The organism is Pseudomonas sp. 31-12 (genome assembly GCF_003151075.1).
Classification (GTDB): Bacteria; Pseudomonadota; Gammaproteobacteria; order Pseudomonadales; family Pseudomonadaceae; genus Aquipseudomonas.
Window position 1 is genome coordinate 6545712 of the sequence record NZ_CP029482.1, and the last position, 18769, is coordinate 6564480.

Genomic DNA, 18769 nt, shown 5'->3' on the forward strand with positions numbered 1-18769 from the left:
AAGCTTAATGGCCAGTTGCCTTTGACCACAACTGCTGGATTCGCGGCGTCTATTTCTGCTTTTCGAAACGGTAGAACAGGTTCGGCTCACTCACCATGTACAGCGTGCCCGCATCGTCCATGGTCACGCCTTCGGCACGGGGAATGGTCTTCTTCAAGCCGTTGAAGCCGCCCAGCAAGGTCATGAAGCTGACCTGCTCACCCTTCTCGTCCAGCTCCAGCAACAAGTGTGAATCGGCGGACAGCACCAGGGTGTGGCCTGTGCGCGGGTCGATGGCCAGTCCCGACAGGTTGCGGATGTCCAGTTCGTCATTGGCGAGTTTCTGCTTGTCGCCCTTGAGGGCCTGGCTGCCGTCGCTTTTCCAGCTGAACAGCGCCGGCGGACGCTCCTCACCCAGGAGGATTTGCTGATTGCGCGAGTCATAGACGATGGCTTCGAAGGCCTTGTTCTGGTCCTTCGAAGGGCCGAGGTCGTATTTCGGGAAGTTGGCGATTTTCAGTTCGCGAGTGTCGGCATCGACCTTGACGATGGAGAGCATGTGTTCACGCTCATCGACGATGGCCAGCATGCCGTTGCCCATCACGGTCAGGCCTTCCGGGTTGCTCCAGCCCACCAGCGGCATCTTGCGCAGGACGTCGCCCTGCAAGCTCAGCTCAACGAGGAACGGGTTCTTGCCCATGACCGAAAACAGGGTTTTGGTTTGCGGGTCGTAGGCCAGGTCCGACGCTTCGTCCTTCTCCATGCCCGGCAGCAGCTTGGCGTCGATCACCGCGCGGTAATCCGGCAGCCAGATACTTTCCTGACGCTCGTCCGGGCTTTCAAAGCGCTCACGCAGCCAGAGCACACCGCGATCATCCCAATGCATCGCAAAGGCGAGGCCATAAGCGGCGGCGGCCACCAGCAAAAGCCAGGAATACCAACGCATGACGAAGCGCGAGCGGCGGGCAGTTTTGACAGTGGGCAGCGGTCGAGAGGCCATTCAGGATGCGTTCCAGAAATTCAGGCTACGGGTAATAGCACAATTGGGACCGGCTCAGACGCCAGAATCCGCGGAATTATCCAGACAAGATGTGAAAAAAACGGGAAATGGCGGGATTGCCATGTGCAGACACAGAACTTGAGACAACCAAAAACCAATGTGGGAGCGAGCTTGCTCGCGATGAGGCCGTGTCAGTCAACTGAGATGTCGAATGACAAGCCGCTATCGCGAGCAAGCTCGCTCCCACAGGGTTTTGCGGTGTTTCGGTTAGCGGACGCTGCTGGTGAAGCGGCTGGCGCCCGGCAATTCGATTACCAGTTCATCACCGACATTCAGCGGACCAACACCCACCGGCGTGCCGGTCAGGATCACGTCACCGGCCTGCAGCGAGAAGCAGCCGGCCATGTGCTGGATCATCGGCACGATCGGGTTAAGCATGGCGCTGCTGTTGCCGTCCTGGCGCACTTCGCCATTGATGGTCAGGCGAATGCCGATGTCGGCCAGGTCGGCGAAGGTGCTGCCGGACACGAACGGCGCAATCACCGCTGCACCGTCGAAGGACTTGGCGATTTCCCACGGCAGGCCCTTGGATTTCAGCTCGGCCTGCTTGTCGCGCAGCGTCAGGTCCAGGGCCGGGGCGAAACCGGAAATCGCATCCAGCACTTCTTCACGGCTTGGCTTGGTCGACAACGGCTTGCCGATCAACACCGCGATTTCCGCTTCGTAATGCACCGAGCCGCGCTCGATCGGAATGCTGAAACCGCCTTCCAGCGGCACCACGCAACTGCCCGGCTTGATGAACAGCAGCGGCTCGGTAGGCACCGGATTATCCAGTTCCTTGGCGTGTTCGGCGTAGTTACGGCCGATGCACACCACTTTCCCCAGCGGGAAATGAATACGCGTACCGTCGACATACTGGTGCTGATAGCTCATTACCGACTCCTGTTCCGTAGCACTTAAGTTCGAAAGTCAAACAGCGAAGATTTTGCCCGGGTTCATGATCCCGTTCGGGTCGAACACCGCCTTGACGGCTTTCATGTACTCGATCTCAACCGGCGAGCGGCTGTAGGTCAAGTAATCACGCTTGGTCATGCCCACGCCGTGCTCGGCGGAAATCGAGCCGTTGTACTTCTCGACGGTCTCGAACACCCACTTGTTGACGGTCGCGCACTTGGCGAAGAACTCGTCCTTGCTCAGGTTTTCCGGCTTGAGGATGTTCAAGTGCAGGTTGCCGTCGCCGATGTGACCGAACCAGACGATTTCGAAGTCCGGGTAGTGTTCGCCGACGATCGCGTCGATTTCTTTCAGGAACGCAGGGACTTTCGACACGGTGACCGAAATGTCGTTCTTGTACGGCGTCCAGTGGGAAATGGTTTCGGAGATGTACTCGCGCAGCTTCCACAGGTTTTGCAACTGGGTTTCACTCTGGCTCATCACGCCGTCCAGCACCCAGCCCTGCTCGACGCAGTGCTCGAAGGTTTCCAGGGCGTGGTTGGCCACTTCTTCAGTGGTCGCTTCGAATTCCAGCAGCGCATAGAACGGGCAATCGGTTTCAAACGCCGCCGGTACGTCGCCGCGGGCCATGACCTTGGCCAGGGCTTTGTCGGAGAAGAATTCGAAAGCGGTCAGGTCGAGTTTGCTCTGGAACGCATGCAACACCGGCATGATCGAGTCGAAATCGGCAGTGCCGAGGACCATCGCGGTGAGGTTTTTCGGGGCACGGTCGAGGCGCATGGTCGCTTCGACGACAAAACCGAGTGTGCCTTCAGCGCCGATGAACAGCTGACGCAGGTCGTAGCCGGTGGCGTTCTTGATCAGGTCGCGGTTCAGCTCCAGCAGATCACCCTTGCCGGTGACGACTTTCATGCCGGCCACCCAGTTGCGGGTCATGCCGTAGCGAATCACCTTGATCCCGCCGGCATTGGTGCCGATATTGCCGCCAATCTGGCTCGAACCTGCCGATGCGAAGTCCACCGGGTAGTACAAGCCTTTTTCTTCGGCGACGTTCTGCAAATGCTCGGTGACCACACCTGGCTGGCACACGGCCGTGCGGTCGGTGAGGTTCACCTCGAGAATCTGGTTCATGTAGTCGAACGAGACAACCACTTCGCCATTCGCGGCCACGGCAGCGGCGGAAAGACCGGTACGCCCCCCGGACGGTACCAGCGCCACCTTGTGCTCATTGGCCCAACGGACAATGGCCTGGACCTGCTCGGTGGTCTTGGGGAACACGATGGCGGTCGGGGCTGGGGCGAAATGCTTGGTCCAATCCTTGCCGTAAGCATTCAGGGAGTCGGCGTCGGTCAGCACCTTGCCAGGCTCAACCAGGGTCTTCAGCTCATCAATCAGGGCAGGATTGGTCATCGACAGAACTCTCGAACAATTCATGGTCATCCTGAGAACGCTTCACGTCGCAGGAATGAGTGTTTAGCGGGGTGCGTATGCTAGCATACCGACCCCGCAGCATAGTGCCCAACGGCCTTCTGCGGCGACGGCATTCTTGCCGTCCGGGTCAGCGTCTGCTGGCTTCCTGCCATTTTTCTCCGGGATACAGGTTTACGCAGATGAGCAAGACTTCTCTCGATAAGAGCAAGATCAAGTTCCTTCTTCTCGAAGGCGTCCACCAATCGGCTGTCGACGTTCTCAAGTCGGCGGGCTACACCAGCATCGAGTACCTCACCGGTTCTCTGCCGGAAGCCCAGCTGAAGGAAAAGATCGCTGATGCGCACTTCATCGGCATTCGCTCTCGCACTCAACTGACCGAAGAGATCTTCGATCACGCGAAGAAACTGGTGGCTGTCGGCTGTTTCTGCATCGGCACCAACCAGGTCGACCTGAACGCGGCTCGCGAACGCGGCATCGCGGTGTTCAACGCACCGTACTCCAACACTCGCTCCGTTGCCGAGCTGGTGCTGGCCGAAGCGATCCTGTTGCTGCGCGGCATTCCTGAGAAAAACGCTTCCTGCCACCGTGGCGGCTGGATCAAGAGCGCGGCTAACTCCTTCGAGATCCGCGGCAAGAAGCTGGGCATCGTCGGTTACGGCTCGATCGGTACGCAATTGTCGGTCCTGGCGGAAGGCCTGGGCATGCAGGTGTACTTCTACGACACCGTGACCAAGCTGCCACTGGGCAACGCCACTCAGGTCGGCAACCTGCACGATCTGCTGGGCATGTCCGACATCGTCACCCTGCACGTTCCGGAAACCGCGGCGACCCAGTGGATGATCGGCGAGAAGGAAATCCGCGCCATCAAGAAGGGCGGCATCCTGATCAACGCGGCTCGCGGCACCGTGGTCGAACTGGACGCTCTGGCGGACGCGATCAAGGACAAGCACCTGATCGGCGCGGCCATCGACGTGTTCCCGGTGGAGCCTCGCTCCAACGACGAAGAGTTCGAAAGCCCGCTGCGTGGCCTGGACAACGTGATCCTGACCCCGCACATCGGCGGTTCCACCGCTGAAGCGCAAGCCAACATCGGCCTGGAAGTGGCAGAGAAACTGGTCAAGTACAGCGACAACGGTACGTCGGTATCGTCCGTGAACTTCCCGGAAGTGGCCCTGCCGGCTCACCCTGGCAAGCACCGCCTGCTGCACATCCACGAGAACATCCCGGGTGTGATGAGCGAGATCAACAAGGTCTTCGCCGAAAACGGCATCAACATCTCCGGTCAGTTCCTGCAGACCAACGAGAAAGTCGGCTACGTGGTGATCGACGTCGACGCCGATTACTCGGAAATTGCCCAAGAGAAGCTGCAGCACATCAACGGCACCATTCGTTGCCGCGTGTTGTTCTGACAGTGACGTGAGCGACAAAAAAAGGAGCCCTTCGGGGCTCCTTTTTCATGGGCGCTACTAACGTTACTTAACGTTGACGGTGATCTTCTCGGAGACGATCGGTGGATCGAAGGCCATATGGTTCATGTCGCCCAACTCCAACTGCAAGGTGTGCTTGCCAGGTGTCAGCGTCAGCTCGGTTTCGGTTTGCGCCTTGCCGAAATGAACGTGATTGGCATCTGCCGGGATGACTGCCCCTGCAGCCACGACATCCTTGGCATCAATCAGCAAATGGTGGTGACCAGTATTCTTGGTGGTATCGCCCGCTGGCGCCAACGCAACGTTCTCAACAGCGAATTTGACTTTGAAAGTTTGCGGGACAGTCCCACCATCTTCAGGAGAAACAATGGACACTTCAGCACCCTTGGGTGCCGGTGTAGCCGCACTGGCCAGCACCGAAACGCCCATCAGCAGGCCAGTCAACGCAGCACGTGACATAAACGTTTTCATTCTCTTCTCCAGTTTTTCCGTAAAATCCGCGTGGCCGAGACAACTTCACGGCCATTCGTTGTCGAAGGATCTCGACAACCATAGCAAAGCGAGCCTGAACCAGCGCATCGCAATAATGAATTCAAAGGAGTGACCATGCGTTTTTTGCCTGGCCTGATCTGCCTGCTACCCCTTTTGAGCCCTTTGGCTCATGCCGAACTGATTGACGATGTATTCGACCGCGGCGAATTGCGAATTGCTCTTGAGGCTAATACACCGCCCTTCAATTTCAAGGACGACGGCAAGCTCACCGGTTTCGAAGTCGAATTGGGCCAACTGCTGGCCAGTGAGCTGGATGTGCGGGCCGACTTTGTCGTCACTGATTCCAATGATCTGTTGCCCGGTGTTGAAACCGGTAAATACGACATCGCCATCAACCACATAGCAATGACCCCGGAACTGAAAGATCGTTTCGACTTCACCGAGCCTTACATTCACACCGATGCGCCATTGATCGCGCAGAAGGAAGAAGAGCCACGTTCGATCCTGCTGGTGCAGTCGCTGACGGAAGAAAAGCCGAAAGCCGCCCCGGCTGTGGACCTGGCGATTCCGTTTCAGAAAGGCAATCCGGCATTTCAAGCGAGCCTGGAAGCTGCTTTGAAGCGGATCAAGGCGGATGGGCGACTGGGGGCACTGGAGCAGAAATGGTTTGGGGCGGAGGCGAGTGTGGCGCCCAAACCTTGAGAATTTTGTCGCTCTCTAGATCCAGCCCCTCACCCTAACCCTCTCCCCAAGGGGGCGAGGGGACTGATCGTGGGGATCTGTAGAAATTTTGCGACCTGAAAGTCTTTGTGTTGAATCCATAATCGACTCGATCTTTCAGGTCGATGAATAGCGTCTGACACCTCGGTCAGTCCCTTCGCCCCTTGGGGAGAGGGTTAGGGTGAGGGGTTGGATTCTGGATCAGCCCAAAGCCCCCAAAGCCACCGCCACCTCAACCATCTCCAGTTCGCTGAAAACCTGAACGCCGTGACGCCTGAGCAACGCCGCAGTCACTCCCTCGCCACTCACCTTCACTCCACTGAACGTCCCGTCATAGGTCAACAAATTCCCGCAAGACGGGCTATTAGCCTTGAGCACCGCAATCCGGATGCCGTGCTTTTGCACCAGTTCCAACGCCTGATAGGCCCCCGAAAGAAACTCGGCACTCACGTCCTCTCCCTCGGTGTTGATCACAGAGGCGTGGCCATCCAGCACTTCACCGCCCTGCCCGCCCGGAATTTCCGCCGCGGCCCTGGGTGTCGGCAAACCACCGGCAACCTCTGGGCACAGCGGCACCACCCGCCCCTCATCAAGCCACTGCTGCAGCTGATCGAACGGCCCGCTCGCCCCGCCGTCGTACCGCACGCGGTGGCCCAGCAGGCAGCGGCTTACCAGAATTTTCTGCATGATCAGAACGGCTCGTTACCACGACGGCGGAACCAACCCGTCAATGACAGGCGATCCCGGGTCGCGGGCAGGACTTCGTGGGGCACCTCGCCCGACAGGAACACCACCAGGCATCCGCCGGTGGGCACCACATCGTGTTCGACGCCGCCCTTCAGGTACATGCGCAACTGACCGCCGTGCTCGGGTAGCCAGGCGTCGTTGAGGTAGATCACTGCCGAGACCATGCGCCGGTCATCATCACGAAAACGATCGACATGCTTGAGGTAAAACGCCCCGGGCGGGTACAGCGCGAAATGGCTTTCGAAATCTTCCAGGCCCAGGAAGAGCCCGCGATTCATCGCCTCGCGCAGACTGTCCATCAAACCCAAGTAACTGTCGCACGCCACCGCCTGACCGGGTTCGAGCCACTGGATGTGGTCGCCGCGAATGCCCTCGCGAATCTCCGACGTTGGCCCGCGTCCCACGGCCGCCGGGGCCAGTTCGCCCTCGGCTGCACGTTTACGGCACTCAGCCGCCAGTTCCCGGGTCAGACCCAGAGGCAGGAAAATATTCTGCTGCGACCAGCCGCGCTCGGCCAGGTCGTCGACGATACGTAACAGCAGCGGGTGATCAGAGGATATTTGCATGGCGCGCATAGTATTCCTGTGCCTGCAAATCCGACAGAGCCGCGCGGCGGAGGATTTGTCGGATTACTGATACGAATTCTCGACAAGTACGAAAGCCGCACGGAGAATAGTCGCCTGCTGACAGGAGTCCCTATGCGCCGTTTGCTTTTTTCACTGCTGATGCTCTGTGTGTTGCCCGCTTGGGCAGACGGCCACGACCAGTTGTACAAGGTCGCCGGTTGGCCAGATCAGCGCGCGCATTTTAACGACGCCCTCTCAGCCGCCCAACAGCGCTACCAGAACAGCCTGCCACCGGCGGTGTTCCAAGCCTTGGTCAACAACAGCAATCAACGCTTCGCCCCCCAGGCCGTGGACCAGCGCGCCGAAGCGCAACTGCGCAAAAGCCTCGCCGATCCGAAGCCCGCACTGACCTTCTTTCAATCGCCCCTGGGCAAGAAAATCGTCGCCGCCGAACTGCTGGCGACCCGCCGCGACCAACTGGCAAAAAACGCCAAGGGCTTGCCGAAAATTCAAGCCAGCGACAGCCGCATGCTGATCATCGGCCACCTGGCCCAAGCCCTGCCAGCTCGCGAGGCTGGCGCAGAAGTCAGCCTGGCGATTGCCGGCGTCGCGGCTGACAGCCTGAGTTCGATGATCCCGGGGTTGCTCGGCGGTGGTCAGGCTCAGGGAATGTTGAACGGTCAGCGCCAGCGGTTGATGGATCAGATCGGGGCCGATCTGAACAACACGCTGCTGTATGTCTATCGCGACTTGTCGGATGAAGAACTGGAAGAGTTCGCCACGTTTGCCGAGTCCACCGAGGGCAAGGCGTATTACCAGGCGGCGTTGGCGGCGATTCGGGCGGGGTTGGCGGTGGGGCAGGATCCGGCGAATCTCAGCCAGTAATCTTTAGCGCCTGATACACCGCCTTCGCGAGCAAGCCCGCTCCCACATTGGAATGCATTTCAACTGTGGGAGCGGGCTTGCTCGCGAAGAGGCCCTAACGGTCGCTAAAGATTCCGGCCCTTGATCCGCTTGCTCAAAAACCCGAAATACTCCTCCCGCATCGCCAGAGTCTCATTCGCCAAATGATGCCGCGCCTCCGGCAGCATCAACACCTGCGGCCGATCAAACTTGGCCTTCAACACCTCAAGGTTATGCTCCCAATCCACCGTCATGTCCGCCTGCCCCTGCACAATCAGCGGTCGCCGTGGGCTGTTCGGCGCTGCCTCGATGCGCTTGATCCACCGCGCCAACGCCCCAACCCACGCCGTTGGCAGTCGCAGCGGCTGCAACGGATCGGCTTGCAGGAACGGCAAGAAGTCCGGGTCGTTGGAGTTCTCGCTGAAGCGCCGGGCGATGGCTTTCACGAAAGGTTTGAGCAAGTAATAACTGAGCTGTGACCAGCCCCAGGCGCGCGGTCGAACCAGCGGTGAAAACAGAATCACCTGACCCTGGGCCGGACTGTTCACGCCCTGGTTGAGCACATGATCGATCACAATCGCGCCGCCGGTGCTCTGCCCACACAGGTGCCATGGCTGCGGAAGATCCAGCGACTGCGCCTCGGCAAACAACCCTTGCAGCGTGTGCTGATACTCGGCGAAATCCTTGATGCTCGCCCGCTCGCCGCTGGACAGACCATGCCCCGGCAAGTCGCAGGCAATCACCGCGAAGCCCTGATCCAGCGCCCACTCGATGACATGCCGGTAGAGCCCGGTGTGGTCGTAGAAGCCGTGGAACAGAAACAACGTCGCCTTCGCCCGCTCGGGCCACCAGACCTGGCTGACCACTTCATAGCCATCGACCTCGAAACGCCCCAGCCCGCTGCGCTGCGTTCGTCCCGGAAAATCCAGACCGTAGAACCGCTGATAGGCCAGCGCTTCCACGGAAAGCGGCTGCCACTCGGCCAGTGGCCGCAGGCTGGCACGCAAATGATCGGGGTCGAAAGTGGCAGACATGAACTATTCCAGAGCGCTAAACAGACTTTATGGGCCTGCGATATTCATCTGTCGCGGCAAGCATGGCAAGCTAGCCGCCCTTCGAGGATTGAAACCCATGCGTCCGGCCTACCGCACCACACTGCTTGCCAGCCTGCTCGCCCTCGTGTGCGCCGGCGTCTTGTGGGCGGCCTATGACTGGTTTCAGGGTCGCTACCTGCGCGCTTTCAGCTCGCACACTGCGGTATTTTCCGGCGACCCACTGCGCCTGCCCGACGATCTCGCCGGCCCCGGCGCCATTCGCCTGGTGCATTTCTGGGACCCGGCCTGTCCGTGCAATGTCGGCAATCAACAACACCTGACCGAACTGGTCGAGCACTACGTACCGCAGGGTGTGGAGTTTTACGCGGTACAAAAACCCGGCAGCCACGGTCAGTTGCCCAGCACCTTGAGCGGCCTGAAAACCATCACCGTGCTCCCGGGTTCCGAACAGATTCCCGCCAGCCCGGCGGTGGCGATCTGGGACCGCAGTGGCAAACTGGCTTATTTCGGCCCGTACAGCGAAGGCCTGACCTGCAATTCGAACAACAGCTTTATCGAGCCCATCCTGCAAGCATTGAGTGAAGGCCGCGCGGTGGGCGCCACCCATACGCTGGCGGTCGGTTGCTATTGCCCTTGGCCGGAGGGCGTGAAGTAAGGCAATCCTGACTTTTCCAGGACCGCGATGCCCGGCACAGGAGGTCTGTGCTACATGTTTGCAGCTCGCACGGGCGGCAATCCCGAAGAACAAGGAGTCACCATGAAACGCGTCCTGACCGTACTTGTATTGCTGATCGTCACGCTCGTCATCGGGGTCGGCGGGTACGTGTACATCAAGCAGCCGACGCGCCAGGGCCAGGTGGAGTTGCAGCATCTTCAGGGCTCGGTGACCGTGCGTTACGACGAGCGCGGCGTGCCGCATATCCGCGCCGAAAACGAAACCGACCTCTACCGCACCCTCGGCTACGTGCAGGCTCAGGATCGGTTGTTCCAGATGGAAGCCATGCGCCGCCTCGCCCGGGGTGAGCTGGCCGAAATCCTCGGACCGAAACTGATCGACACCGACAAACTGTTCCGCAGCTTGCGTATCCGGGAGCGCGCCGAGAGTTATGTGGCCGCACTGGATCGTCAGTCACCGGCATGGAAGGCGCTGGAAGCCTATCTGGATGGCATCAACCAGTATCAGGACACTCACGCGGCGCCCATGGAGTTCGACGTGCTGGGCATCCGCAAGCGTCCTTTCACCGCCGAAGACAGCATCAGCGTCGCCGGTTACATGGCTTACAGTTTCGCCGCCGCATTTCGCACCGAACCATTGCTGACGTTTGTGCGCGATCAACTGGGTGCCGAGTACCTGAACATCTTCGAACTCGACTGGCAGCCCAAAGGTGTGTTGGCCAAATCGCGCTCCACACCTGGCCCCGCCCTCGCCGCCGGTGACTGGAAAGACCTGAACGCTCTCGCCCGCCTCAGCGAACAAGCCCTGGCCGACAACGGCCTGCCGCAATTCGAAGGCAGCAATGCCTGGGTGATTTCCGGTAACCGCAGCAAAAGCGCCAAACCGCTTCTGGCCGGTGACCCGCACATTCGTTTCTCGGTGCCGTCGGTGTGGTACGAGGCGCAACTGTCGGCGCCGGGGTTCGAACTGTACGGCCATCATCAGGCGCTGGTGCCGTTTGCCTTTCTCGGCCACAACCTGGATTTCGGCTGGAGCCTGACGATGTTCCAGAACGACGACCTCGACCTGATTGCCGAGAAGGTCAACCCGGACAACCCGAACCAGGTCTGGTATCGCGGCAAATGGGTGGACATGGTCAACACTGAGCAACAGATCGCGGTGAAGGGCCAGGCGCCGGTCACGTTGACCCTGCGTCAGTCGCCCCACGGCCCGATCATCAACGACGCACTCGGCACCGCCGCCGGCAAGACACCGGTGGCCATGTGGTGGGCGTTCCTTGAAACGCCGAACCCGATCCTCGACGGTTTCTATCAGCTCAATCGCGCCGACACCCTGGCCAAGGCCCGCGCCGCAGCGGCCAAGGTTCAGGCGCCGGGCTTGAATATCGTCTACGCCAACGCCAAGGGCGACATCGGCTGGTGGGCCTCGGCGCTGCTGCCCAAACGCGCAGCCGGGGTGAAGCCCGGTTTCATCCTCGACGGCAGCACCAATCAGGCGGACAAGGAAGGCTTCTACCCGTTCAGCGCCAACCCGCAGGAAGAGAACCCGGCGCGCGGCTACATCGTCTCGGCCAACTTCCAGCCTGTCTCGCCGACCGGCATGGAGATTCCCGGTTACTACAACCTCGCCGATCGCGGCCAGCAACTCAATCGCCAGCTCAGCGACAAGAATGTGAAGTGGGACAACGAGGCCAACCAGAAGCTGCAACTGGGCACCACCACCGCTTACGGCCCGCGTCTGTTGGCGCCGCTGTTGCCGGTACTGCGTGAAGTGGTGAGCGATCCCGCCGAGCGGAAACTGGTCGAGCAACTGGCGCAATGGAAAGGCGATTACCCGCTGGATTCCACCAGCGCCACGCTGTTCAACCAGCTCCTGTTCAACCTGGCCGACGCGACAATGCACGATGAGCTGGGCGATGATTTTTTCGAGATTTTGCTTTCGACCCGTGTGATCGACGCTGCGCTGCCCCGCCTGGCCGCGACAGCCGACTCGCCGTGGTGGGATAACCGCAACACCCTCGGCAAGGAAACCCGTGCTGACACGGTGAAAGTGGCCTGGCAAGCGAGCATCGCCCATCTCAAGACCCTCCTTGGCACTGACTTCGCGCAATGGCAGTGGGGCAAGGCGCACACCCTGACCCATGGTCATCCATTGGGCATGCAGAAGCCGCTGGATCGAATCTTCAACGTCGGCCCGTTCGCGGCGCCCGGCACCCATGAAGTGCCGAACAACCTCTCGGCCAAGATCGGCCCGGCGCCGTGGCCGGTGACGTATGGCCCGTCGACCCGGCGTCTGGTCGACTTCGCCGACCCGGCCCACAGCCTGACCATCAACCCGGTCGGCCAGAGTGGCGTGCCGTTCGACAGCCATTACGACGACCAGGCTGAGGCGTATGTCGAAGGGATTTACTACGAGGCGCATTTCAATGACGAAGAAGTCACGGCCAATACGCGCAGTACGTTGAAGTTTTTGCCGGCGCGCAGTGCTCAGTAGATTTGTATTGGCTGGACTGGCCTCATCGCTAGCAGGCTAGCTCCCACAGTGATCCTGTGCACGCAGATCCATTGTGGGAGCTAGCCTGCTAGCGATGAGGCCCGCAAGAACAACGCATATTCATGGTTCAAACCATCGCCGCAAAGTTCTGCCTGAACTGCTGCGGCGTCACCCCCAGCCGGCGATTGAATACTGTGCGCATATGCTGGGCATCGCGAAACCCGCACTGATACGCCACGGTCTTGAGCGGCGAATGAGTACTTTCAAGCAGCACCCGCGCCGCATCCACCCTCGCCCGCTCGACGAATTCCGCCGGGGTGATTTTCGCTTCCTTGGCGAACACCCGGGAAAAATTGCGCGCGCTCATGTTGGCTGCGTTCGCCAAGTCGGCAATGGTCAAGTCGCCGGTCAGGTTGGCCAGAACGTAGAGCTGCACCAGCGCCACCGCCGATGTCGGTTCGGCATGGGGCGTGAGGAATGGACTGAACTGCGATTGCCCGCCCGAGCGCTGGGTGAACACCACCAGCCGCTTGGCCACGCTCAATGCCACTTCCGGCCCGTGGTCTTGCGCCAGCAAGTACAGCGACAAATCGATCCCCGCCGTCACCCCGGCCGAGGTGAAGAGCCCGCCGTCCTGAACGTAGAGGCGATCGGCATCCACCTGAGTCGACGGGCACAACGTGGCCAGCGCCGCGGCATCATCCCAATGGGTGGTAACGGTCCGTCCTTCGAGCAATCCAGCCCGGGCGAGCATGAACGCGCCGTTGCAGATCGAGCCAAACCGCTGCGAGCGCGCACAGGCATCACGCAACCACGCATCGAAGGCCGCGCCAAAATCCAGGAACGGCAACTGCGGTCCGCCGGCCACCAGCAGCAAGTCATAGCCCTCCAGCGATTCACTGAAATGCCGATGGGCATTGAGCGACAAACCGTTGGAGCACGCCATCATCCCGCGTTCGACACCGATGACCTCCAAACGGTAATGGTCTTGCGGCTCGAGGAAACGATTGGCTTCGGAAAACACATCCATGGGACCGGTGACGTCCAGCGACTGGACGCCGGCGAACACCACGATGGCAACGGTTTTTTGCATGGTTCGATTGCCTCTACGGATCACACTTACCTGTGGCGAGGGAGCTTGCTCCCGCTGGAGTGCGCAGCACTCCCATTCCTGTCACCACTGTTTGCCTGGTGTAATTGAGTTGCAGGTTTTGGGGCCGCTTCGCAGCCCAGCGGGAGCAAGCTCCCTCGCCACAAAAGCGTATTCGCCGGGAGCAAACTTAGCCAATCCGGGCGCAACAAGCGAGGTTGGCGCGATATGCATGCTCATTGGCCGGGATCGCAGCCATGGATCGATTGTCCGGTTTTGGAGGCGGGAACAGACTTGTTCCATCAGCGCCGCCACGGCGTTCCCCACGAGGAAAGCACCATGAGCAGCATCATTGCCGGTATCAAAATCCCTGACAGCGCGTTGGCCCGGGCCACCACTGAATACATCCGTGACGCCGAGTCTGACCTGCTTTATCACCACTCACGTCGGGTGTTCCTGTTCGGCGCCCTGAGCGGTGAGCGCAAGCAGTTGGCCTACGATCCGGAAATGCTCTACGTCGGCGCCATGTTCCATGACCTGGGCCTGGTGGAAGGTCATCGCACCGACGACGAGCGTTTCGAAGTCGATAGCGCGAATGCCGCCAAAGCGTTCCTCAAACCTTATGGCTTGTCGGATGGCGATATCGAACAGGTGTGGCTGTCGATCGCCCTGCACACCACGCCAGGCGTGCCGCAACACTTGCGGCCTAACGTGGCGCTGGTCACGGCCGGTGTGGAAATGGATGTGCTGGGTATCGACTACGCGGCATTCCCCACCGTGCAGCGTGAGGCAGTGGTGCATGCGCATCCACGGGGCGAAGGGTTCAAGGAATGCATCCTGTGCGCGTTCGCCAATGGCTTCAAACACAAACCGGACACCACGTTCGGCACGGTGAACGCAGATGTGCTGGTGGACAGCGAGACAGGGTTCAAGCCGATGAACTTCGTCGAGATCATCCGCAAATCCCCTTGGGTTTCCTAAAACGACTGTGGGAGCGGGCTTGCTCGCGAAGAGGCCGTGTCAGTCGATAGTGATGTCGACTGATACACCGCTTTCGCGAGCAAGCCCGCTCCCACATTTGGATCGGGGTTGGCCACATAATTGTGGCCAACGCTTTAAGCCGCTTCTGGCGCCTGCTGGGCGCGACGCACGTCCGGCTGTTTCCAGGAGTCGGCAGCGCTTTCTTCGATCGCCTGCTGGATCGCACGCTTGCGCGCTTCTTCGGCACGGCGGCTGAAGAACCAGACCAGGAAGGTCATCAGCGATACCGCCAGCAGAATCAGGCTGGCCACGGCGTTGATCTCGGGTTTAACCCCCAGACGCACCGCCGAGAACACTTCCATCGGCAGGGTCGTGGAACCCGGGCCCGATACGAAGCTCGCCAACACCAGGTCATCCAGCGACAGGGCGAACGACATCATGCCGCCGGCACCCAGCGAGGGCGCGATCATCGGGATGGTGATCAGGAAGAACACCTTCCACGGCCGCGCGCCCAGGTCCATGGCCGCCTCTTCGATGGACAGGTCCAGCTCACGCAAGCGCGCCGAGACCACCACCGCCACATACGCCGCACAGAACGTCGTGTGGGCGATCCAGATGGTGACGATGCCGCGTTCCTGTGGCCAACCGATCATCTGCGCCATCGCCACGAACAGCAGCAACAGCGACAGACCGGTGATCACTTCGGGCATCACCAGCGGCGCGGTGACCAGGCCACCGAACAGCGTGCGACCCTTGAAGTGGGTGATACGGGTCAGGACGAACGCCGCCAACGTACCCAGTGCCACCGCCGCCACCGCCGTGTAGCAGGCGATTTCCAGCGAGCGCACCACCGAGCCCATCAGTTGCGTGTTGTCCATCAAACCGACGTACCACTTGATCGACCAGCCACCCCACACCGTTACCAGTTTCGAGGCGTTGAACGAGTAGATCACCAGGATCAGCATCGGCGCGTAGATGAACAGCAAGCCCGCGATCAGCATGAAACTCGAGAAACGGAAGCGCTTCATTCTTTACCCTCCATTTCTTTGGCCTGACTACGGTTGAACAAGATGATTGGCACAATCAGGATCAGCAGCATGACCACCGCCAGCGCAGAGGCCACCGGCCAGTCACGGTTGTTGAAGAACTCTTGCCAGAGCACCTTACCGATCATCAGGGTTTCCGGACCGCCGAGCAGTTCCGGGATCACGAACTCACCCACCACCGGGATGAACACCAGCATGCAGCCGGCGACGATGCCGTTCTTGGACAGAGGGATGGTGATCTTCCAGAAGCTGTTGAACGTGCTCGAACCCAGGTCCGAGGCGGCTTCCAGCAGGCTGTTGTCGTGCTTCACCAAGTTGGCGTAGAGCGGCAGGATCATGAACGGCAGGTAGGAATAAACCACGCCGATGTACACCGCCAGGTTGGTATTGAGGATCTGCAGCGGCTCGTCGATCCAGCCCATGGTCATCAGGAAACCGTTGAGCAGACCGTTGTTGCTGAGGATGCCCATCCACGCATACACGCGGATCAGGATCGCGGTCCAGGTCGGCATCATGATCAGCAGCACCAGCACCGTTTGCATCTCTTTACGGGCACTGGCAATGGCGTAGGCCATCGGGTAGCCGATCAGCAGACAGAGGACGGTGCTGATCAGCGCCATCTTCAGCGAGCCAAGGTAGGCGGCGATGTACAACTCGTCGCCGGCCAGCATCGCGTAGTTGCCCAGGTTCAACAGCACCTGGAGCTTCTGGTCGATGAAGCTGTAGATCTCGGTGTACGGCGGGATGGCGACGTCGGCTTCGGCGAAGCTGATCTTCAGGACGATGAAGAACGGCAACATGAAGAACAGGAACAGCCAAATGAACGGAACCCCGATGACCAGTTGGCGGCCACCGGGAATTATTCGATTGAGGCGGCGTTTGAATTTGCGCATGTTCATGAGCGAAGTACCACGCCGCTGTCGTCTTCCCACCACACATAAACCTGGTCACCCCAGGTTGGGCGCTGGCCGCGGCGCTCGGCGTTGGCGACGAACGACTGGACGATCTTGCCGCTCGGCAGTTCGACGTAGAACACCGAGTGCCCGCCGAGGTAGGCGATGTCGTGGACCTTGCCGCTGGACCAGTTGTATTCGCAGGTCGGCATGGTCGGCGTCACCAGCAGTTTTTCCGGACGGATCGCGTAGGTCACGGATTTGTCCTGCACCGAGGTGCTGATGCCGTGGCCGACGTAGATCTGGCGGTCCAGGTCCTTGCAGGTGATGGTCGCGTAGCCTTCGGCATCGTCGATCACTTCACCGTCGAAGATGTTGACGTTGCCGATAAATTCACAGACCAGGCGGCTGGTCGGGGTTTCGTAGATGTCGATCGGGCTGCCGATCTGGGCGATCCAGCCCAGGTGCATGATCGCGATGCGCTCGGCCATGGTCATGGCCTCTTCCTGGTCGTGGGTCACCATGACGCAGGTTACGCCGACACGCTCGATGATCTCGACCAGCTCCAGCTGCATTTGCGAACGTAGCTTCTTGTCCAGCGCACCCATCGGTTCGTCGAGCAGCAACAGCTTCGGCCGCTTGGCCAAAGAACGCGCCAATGCCACACGCTGACGCTGGCCACCGGACAACTGATGCGGTTTGCGCTTGGCGTATTGCGTCATCTGAACCAGCTTGAGCATGTCCGCGACACGGGCATCGACTTCAGCTGCGGGGATTTTGTCCTGCTTGAGGCCGAAGGCGATGTTTTGCGCCACGGTCATGTGCGGGAACAACGCGTAGGACTGAAACATCATGTTGATCGGCCGCTCGTACGGCGGCATGTCGGTGATGTCTACGCCATCGAGGAAAATGCGCCCCTCCGTGGGCCGTTCGAAGCCTGCGAGCATGCGCAGCAACGTCGATTTGCCCGATCCCGAACCGCCGAGCAAGGCGAAAATCTCGCCTTTCTTGATTTCCAGGGACACATCGTCCACGGCAATCGTCTCGTCGAACTTCTTCGTGACCCGGTCGATTTTGACCAACACCTGTTTAGGTGTCTGGTCGCCCTCGAGGGCTTTCTTATAGGCGCCGGAGGCAACTGCCATTTACGAAACTCCCAGAAAAAAAGAGTGCAGTACGCCCGAGGTGGGCGAACTTGGATAGTTTGAGCCTTTCAGCTATTTACCCGACTTGACCTTGGTCCAGCTGCGGGTCATCAAACGTTGAATGTTTGGTGGTAATTCGACGGACACGTAGGTCTTGTCGAGGACGGCTTGCGGTGGATAAACCGACTCGTCGGTGCGGATGGACTGTTCCATCAACTTGTCCGAGCCAGGGTTGGGGTTCGCATAGCCAACAGAATCACTGACCTGTGCGATCACCTCGGGTTTCAATAAATAGTTGATGAAGGCGTGGGCCTCTTTGACGTTGGCCGCATCCTTGGGGATCGCCAACATGTCGAACCAGAGTGCGCCGCCCTCTTTCGGAATCGAGTAGGCGATGTTCATGCCTTTGCCGGCTTCTTCCGCACGGGCCTTGGCCTGGAACATGTCGCCCGAGAAACCGATGGCAATGCAGATGTCGCCGTTGGCGAGGTCCGCGATGTACTTGGAAGAATGGAAGTACGTCACGTAAGGCCGCACCGCCAGCAACTTGGCTTCGGCCTTTTTGTAATCTTCGGGGTTGGTGCTGTTGGCGTTGAGGCCCATGTAGTTGAGGACGGTGGGCATCATTTCATCGGCGGAATCGAGGAACGCCACGCCGCAGCTGTGCAGCTTCTTGATGTTCTCCGGCTCGAACACCGCGCTCCAGGAATCGATCTTGTCGACGCCGAGCACAGCCTTGATCTTGTCGACGTTGTAACCGATGCCGTTGGTGCCCCACAGGTACGGTACGGCGTACTGGTTACCCGGATCGTTTTGCTCAAGTCGCTTGAGCAAAACCGGATCGAGGTTGGAATAGTGGGTCAGCAACTTCTTGTCGAGCTTCTGGAAAGCACCCGCCTTGATCTGCTTGCCGAGGAAGTGGTTGGACGGCACGACCACGTCATAACCGGAACGCCCGGCCAGCAACTTGCCTTCCAGGGTTTCGTTGGAATCGAAGACGTCGTAGACCGGTTTGATGCCGGTCTCTTTCTGGAAGTCGGCCAGGGTGGTCGCACCGATGTAGTCCGACCAGTTATAAATATGCACAGTGCCGGCGGCCTGGACACTGACAGCGAGTGTCAGCCCGGCTCCGGCGAGTAATGCATTGCGCAACAAAGAAAAAATAGGCAAG

The 18769-nt window shown here is 59.8% G+C and carries 18 protein-coding genes; 6 read left to right on the plus strand and 12 right to left on the minus strand.

Annotated features, from left to right (window positions below; all coding sequences use genetic code 11):
• Nucleotides 1-49 precede the first annotated feature (49 nt).
• The 3 genes from DJ564_RS31015 to DJ564_RS31030 all read right to left on the minus strand — a co-directional run bounded on the left by DJ564_RS31015 (nt 50) and on the right by DJ564_RS31030 (nt 3343).
• Nucleotides 50-979, minus strand: coding sequence for an SdiA-regulated domain-containing protein (locus tag DJ564_RS31015; protein WP_109635682.1), 930 nt, complete (start codon nt 977-979; stop codon nt 50-52).
• A gap of 267 nt (nt 980-1246) precedes the next feature.
• A complete protein-coding gene (locus tag DJ564_RS31025) occupies nt 1247-1912 on the minus strand; it encodes a fumarylacetoacetate hydrolase family protein (RefSeq protein WP_109635683.1) in 666 nt (221 codons plus the stop codon).
• Nucleotides 1913-1948: 36 nt separating this feature from the next.
• Nucleotides 1949-3343, minus strand: coding sequence for an FAD-binding oxidoreductase (locus DJ564_RS31030; RefSeq protein ID WP_109635685.1), 1395 nt, complete (start codon nt 3341-3343; stop codon nt 1949-1951).
• Nucleotides 3344-3543: 200 nt separating this feature from the next.
• Between DJ564_RS31030 and serA the strand changes: the two genes are divergently transcribed.
• Nucleotides 3544-4773, plus strand: a complete 1230-nt coding sequence (serA, locus tag DJ564_RS31040) for a phosphoglycerate dehydrogenase (RefSeq protein ID WP_109635687.1) — start codon at nt 3544-3546, stop codon at nt 4771-4773.
• A gap of 63 nt (nt 4774-4836) precedes the next feature.
• Here serA and DJ564_RS31045 read toward each other — a convergent pair whose 3' ends face one another.
• Nucleotides 4837-5262 carry a DUF4399 domain-containing protein gene (locus DJ564_RS31045; protein ID WP_109635689.1) on the minus strand — a complete coding sequence of 142 codons (426 nt, stop codon included), beginning with the start codon at nt 5260-5262 and terminating at the stop codon, nt 4837-4839.
• 135 nt (nt 5263-5397) lie between these two features.
• Here DJ564_RS31045 and DJ564_RS31050 point away from each other — a divergent pair, with 135 nt between their 5' ends.
• Complete coding sequence (locus DJ564_RS31050) at nt 5398-5985, plus strand: transporter substrate-binding domain-containing protein (protein WP_109635691.1); 588 nt, start codon at nt 5398-5400, stop codon at nt 5983-5985.
• A gap of 219 nt (nt 5986-6204) precedes the next feature.
• Here the strand turns inward: DJ564_RS31050 and DJ564_RS31055 are convergent, their stop codons facing one another.
• Nucleotides 6205-6690 (minus strand): DUF523 domain-containing protein, encoded by a 486-nt coding sequence (locus tag DJ564_RS31055; RefSeq protein WP_109635692.1) that lies wholly within the window; start codon nt 6688-6690, stop codon nt 6205-6207.
• Nucleotides 6691-6692: 2 nt separating this feature from the next.
• A complete protein-coding gene (locus tag DJ564_RS31060) occupies nt 6693-7325 on the minus strand; it encodes a 2OG-Fe(II) oxygenase (protein WP_109635694.1) in 633 nt (210 codons plus the stop codon).
• 123 nt (nt 7326-7448) lie between these two features.
• On the opposite strand from DJ564_RS31060, the gene DJ564_RS31065 reads away from it, so the two are divergent.
• Nucleotides 7449-8201 carry a DUF2059 domain-containing protein gene (locus DJ564_RS31065; protein WP_109635695.1) on the plus strand — a complete coding sequence of 251 codons (753 nt, stop codon included), beginning with the start codon at nt 7449-7451 and terminating at the stop codon, nt 8199-8201.
• 104 nt (nt 8202-8305) lie between these two features.
• On the opposite strand, the gene DJ564_RS31070 is transcribed toward DJ564_RS31065, so the two are convergent.
• A complete protein-coding gene (locus DJ564_RS31070) occupies nt 8306-9253 on the minus strand; it encodes an alpha/beta hydrolase (protein WP_109635697.1) in 948 nt (315 codons plus the stop codon).
• Nucleotides 9254-9350: 97 nt separating this feature from the next.
• Here DJ564_RS31070 and DJ564_RS31075 point away from each other — a divergent pair, with 97 nt between their 5' ends.
• The gene (locus DJ564_RS31075; protein WP_109635698.1) at nt 9351-9929 is read left to right on the plus strand and encodes a DUF6436 domain-containing protein; all 579 of its coding nucleotides are present in this window, start codon (nt 9351-9353) and stop codon (nt 9927-9929) included.
• A 102-nt stretch (nt 9930-10031) separates the two neighbouring features.
• The gene (locus DJ564_RS31080; protein ID WP_109636242.1) at nt 10032-12443 is read left to right on the plus strand and encodes a penicillin acylase family protein; all 2412 of its coding nucleotides are present in this window, start codon (nt 10032-10034) and stop codon (nt 12441-12443) included.
• Nucleotides 12444-12570: 127 nt separating this feature from the next.
• On the opposite strand, the gene DJ564_RS31085 is transcribed toward DJ564_RS31080, so the two are convergent.
• The gene (locus DJ564_RS31085; RefSeq protein ID WP_109635699.1) at nt 12571-13536 is read right to left on the minus strand and encodes a GlxA family transcriptional regulator; all 966 of its coding nucleotides are present in this window, start codon (nt 13534-13536) and stop codon (nt 12571-12573) included.
• Nucleotides 13537-13872: 336 nt separating this feature from the next.
• On the opposite strand from DJ564_RS31085, the gene DJ564_RS31090 reads away from it, so the two are divergent.
• Nucleotides 13873-14514, plus strand: coding sequence for an HD domain-containing protein (locus DJ564_RS31090; protein ID WP_109635701.1), 642 nt, complete (start codon nt 13873-13875; stop codon nt 14512-14514).
• 134 nt (nt 14515-14648) lie between these two features.
• On the opposite strand, the gene DJ564_RS31095 is transcribed toward DJ564_RS31090, so the two are convergent.
• The 4 genes from DJ564_RS31095 to DJ564_RS31110 form a co-directional block, all read right to left on the minus strand.
• Nucleotides 14649-15542, minus strand: a complete 894-nt coding sequence (locus DJ564_RS31095; protein WP_010466694.1) for an ABC transporter permease subunit — start codon at nt 15540-15542, stop codon at nt 14649-14651.
• Nucleotides 15539-16420, minus strand: a complete 882-nt coding sequence (locus DJ564_RS31100) for an ABC transporter permease subunit (protein ID WP_178082364.1) — start codon at nt 16418-16420, stop codon at nt 15539-15541. The genes DJ564_RS31095 and DJ564_RS31100 overlap by 4 nt, the downstream gene beginning before the upstream one ends.
• A gap of 35 nt (nt 16421-16455) precedes the next feature.
• A complete protein-coding gene (locus DJ564_RS31105) occupies nt 16456-17598 on the minus strand; it encodes an ABC transporter ATP-binding protein (RefSeq protein WP_109635704.1) in 1143 nt (380 codons plus the stop codon).
• Nucleotides 17599-17670: 72 nt separating this feature from the next.
• On the minus strand, nt 17671-18768 hold the full coding sequence (locus DJ564_RS31110) for a polyamine ABC transporter substrate-binding protein (protein WP_109635707.1): 1098 nt from the start codon (nt 18766-18768) through the stop codon (nt 17671-17673).
• Nucleotide 18769: the final 1 nt, after the last annotated feature.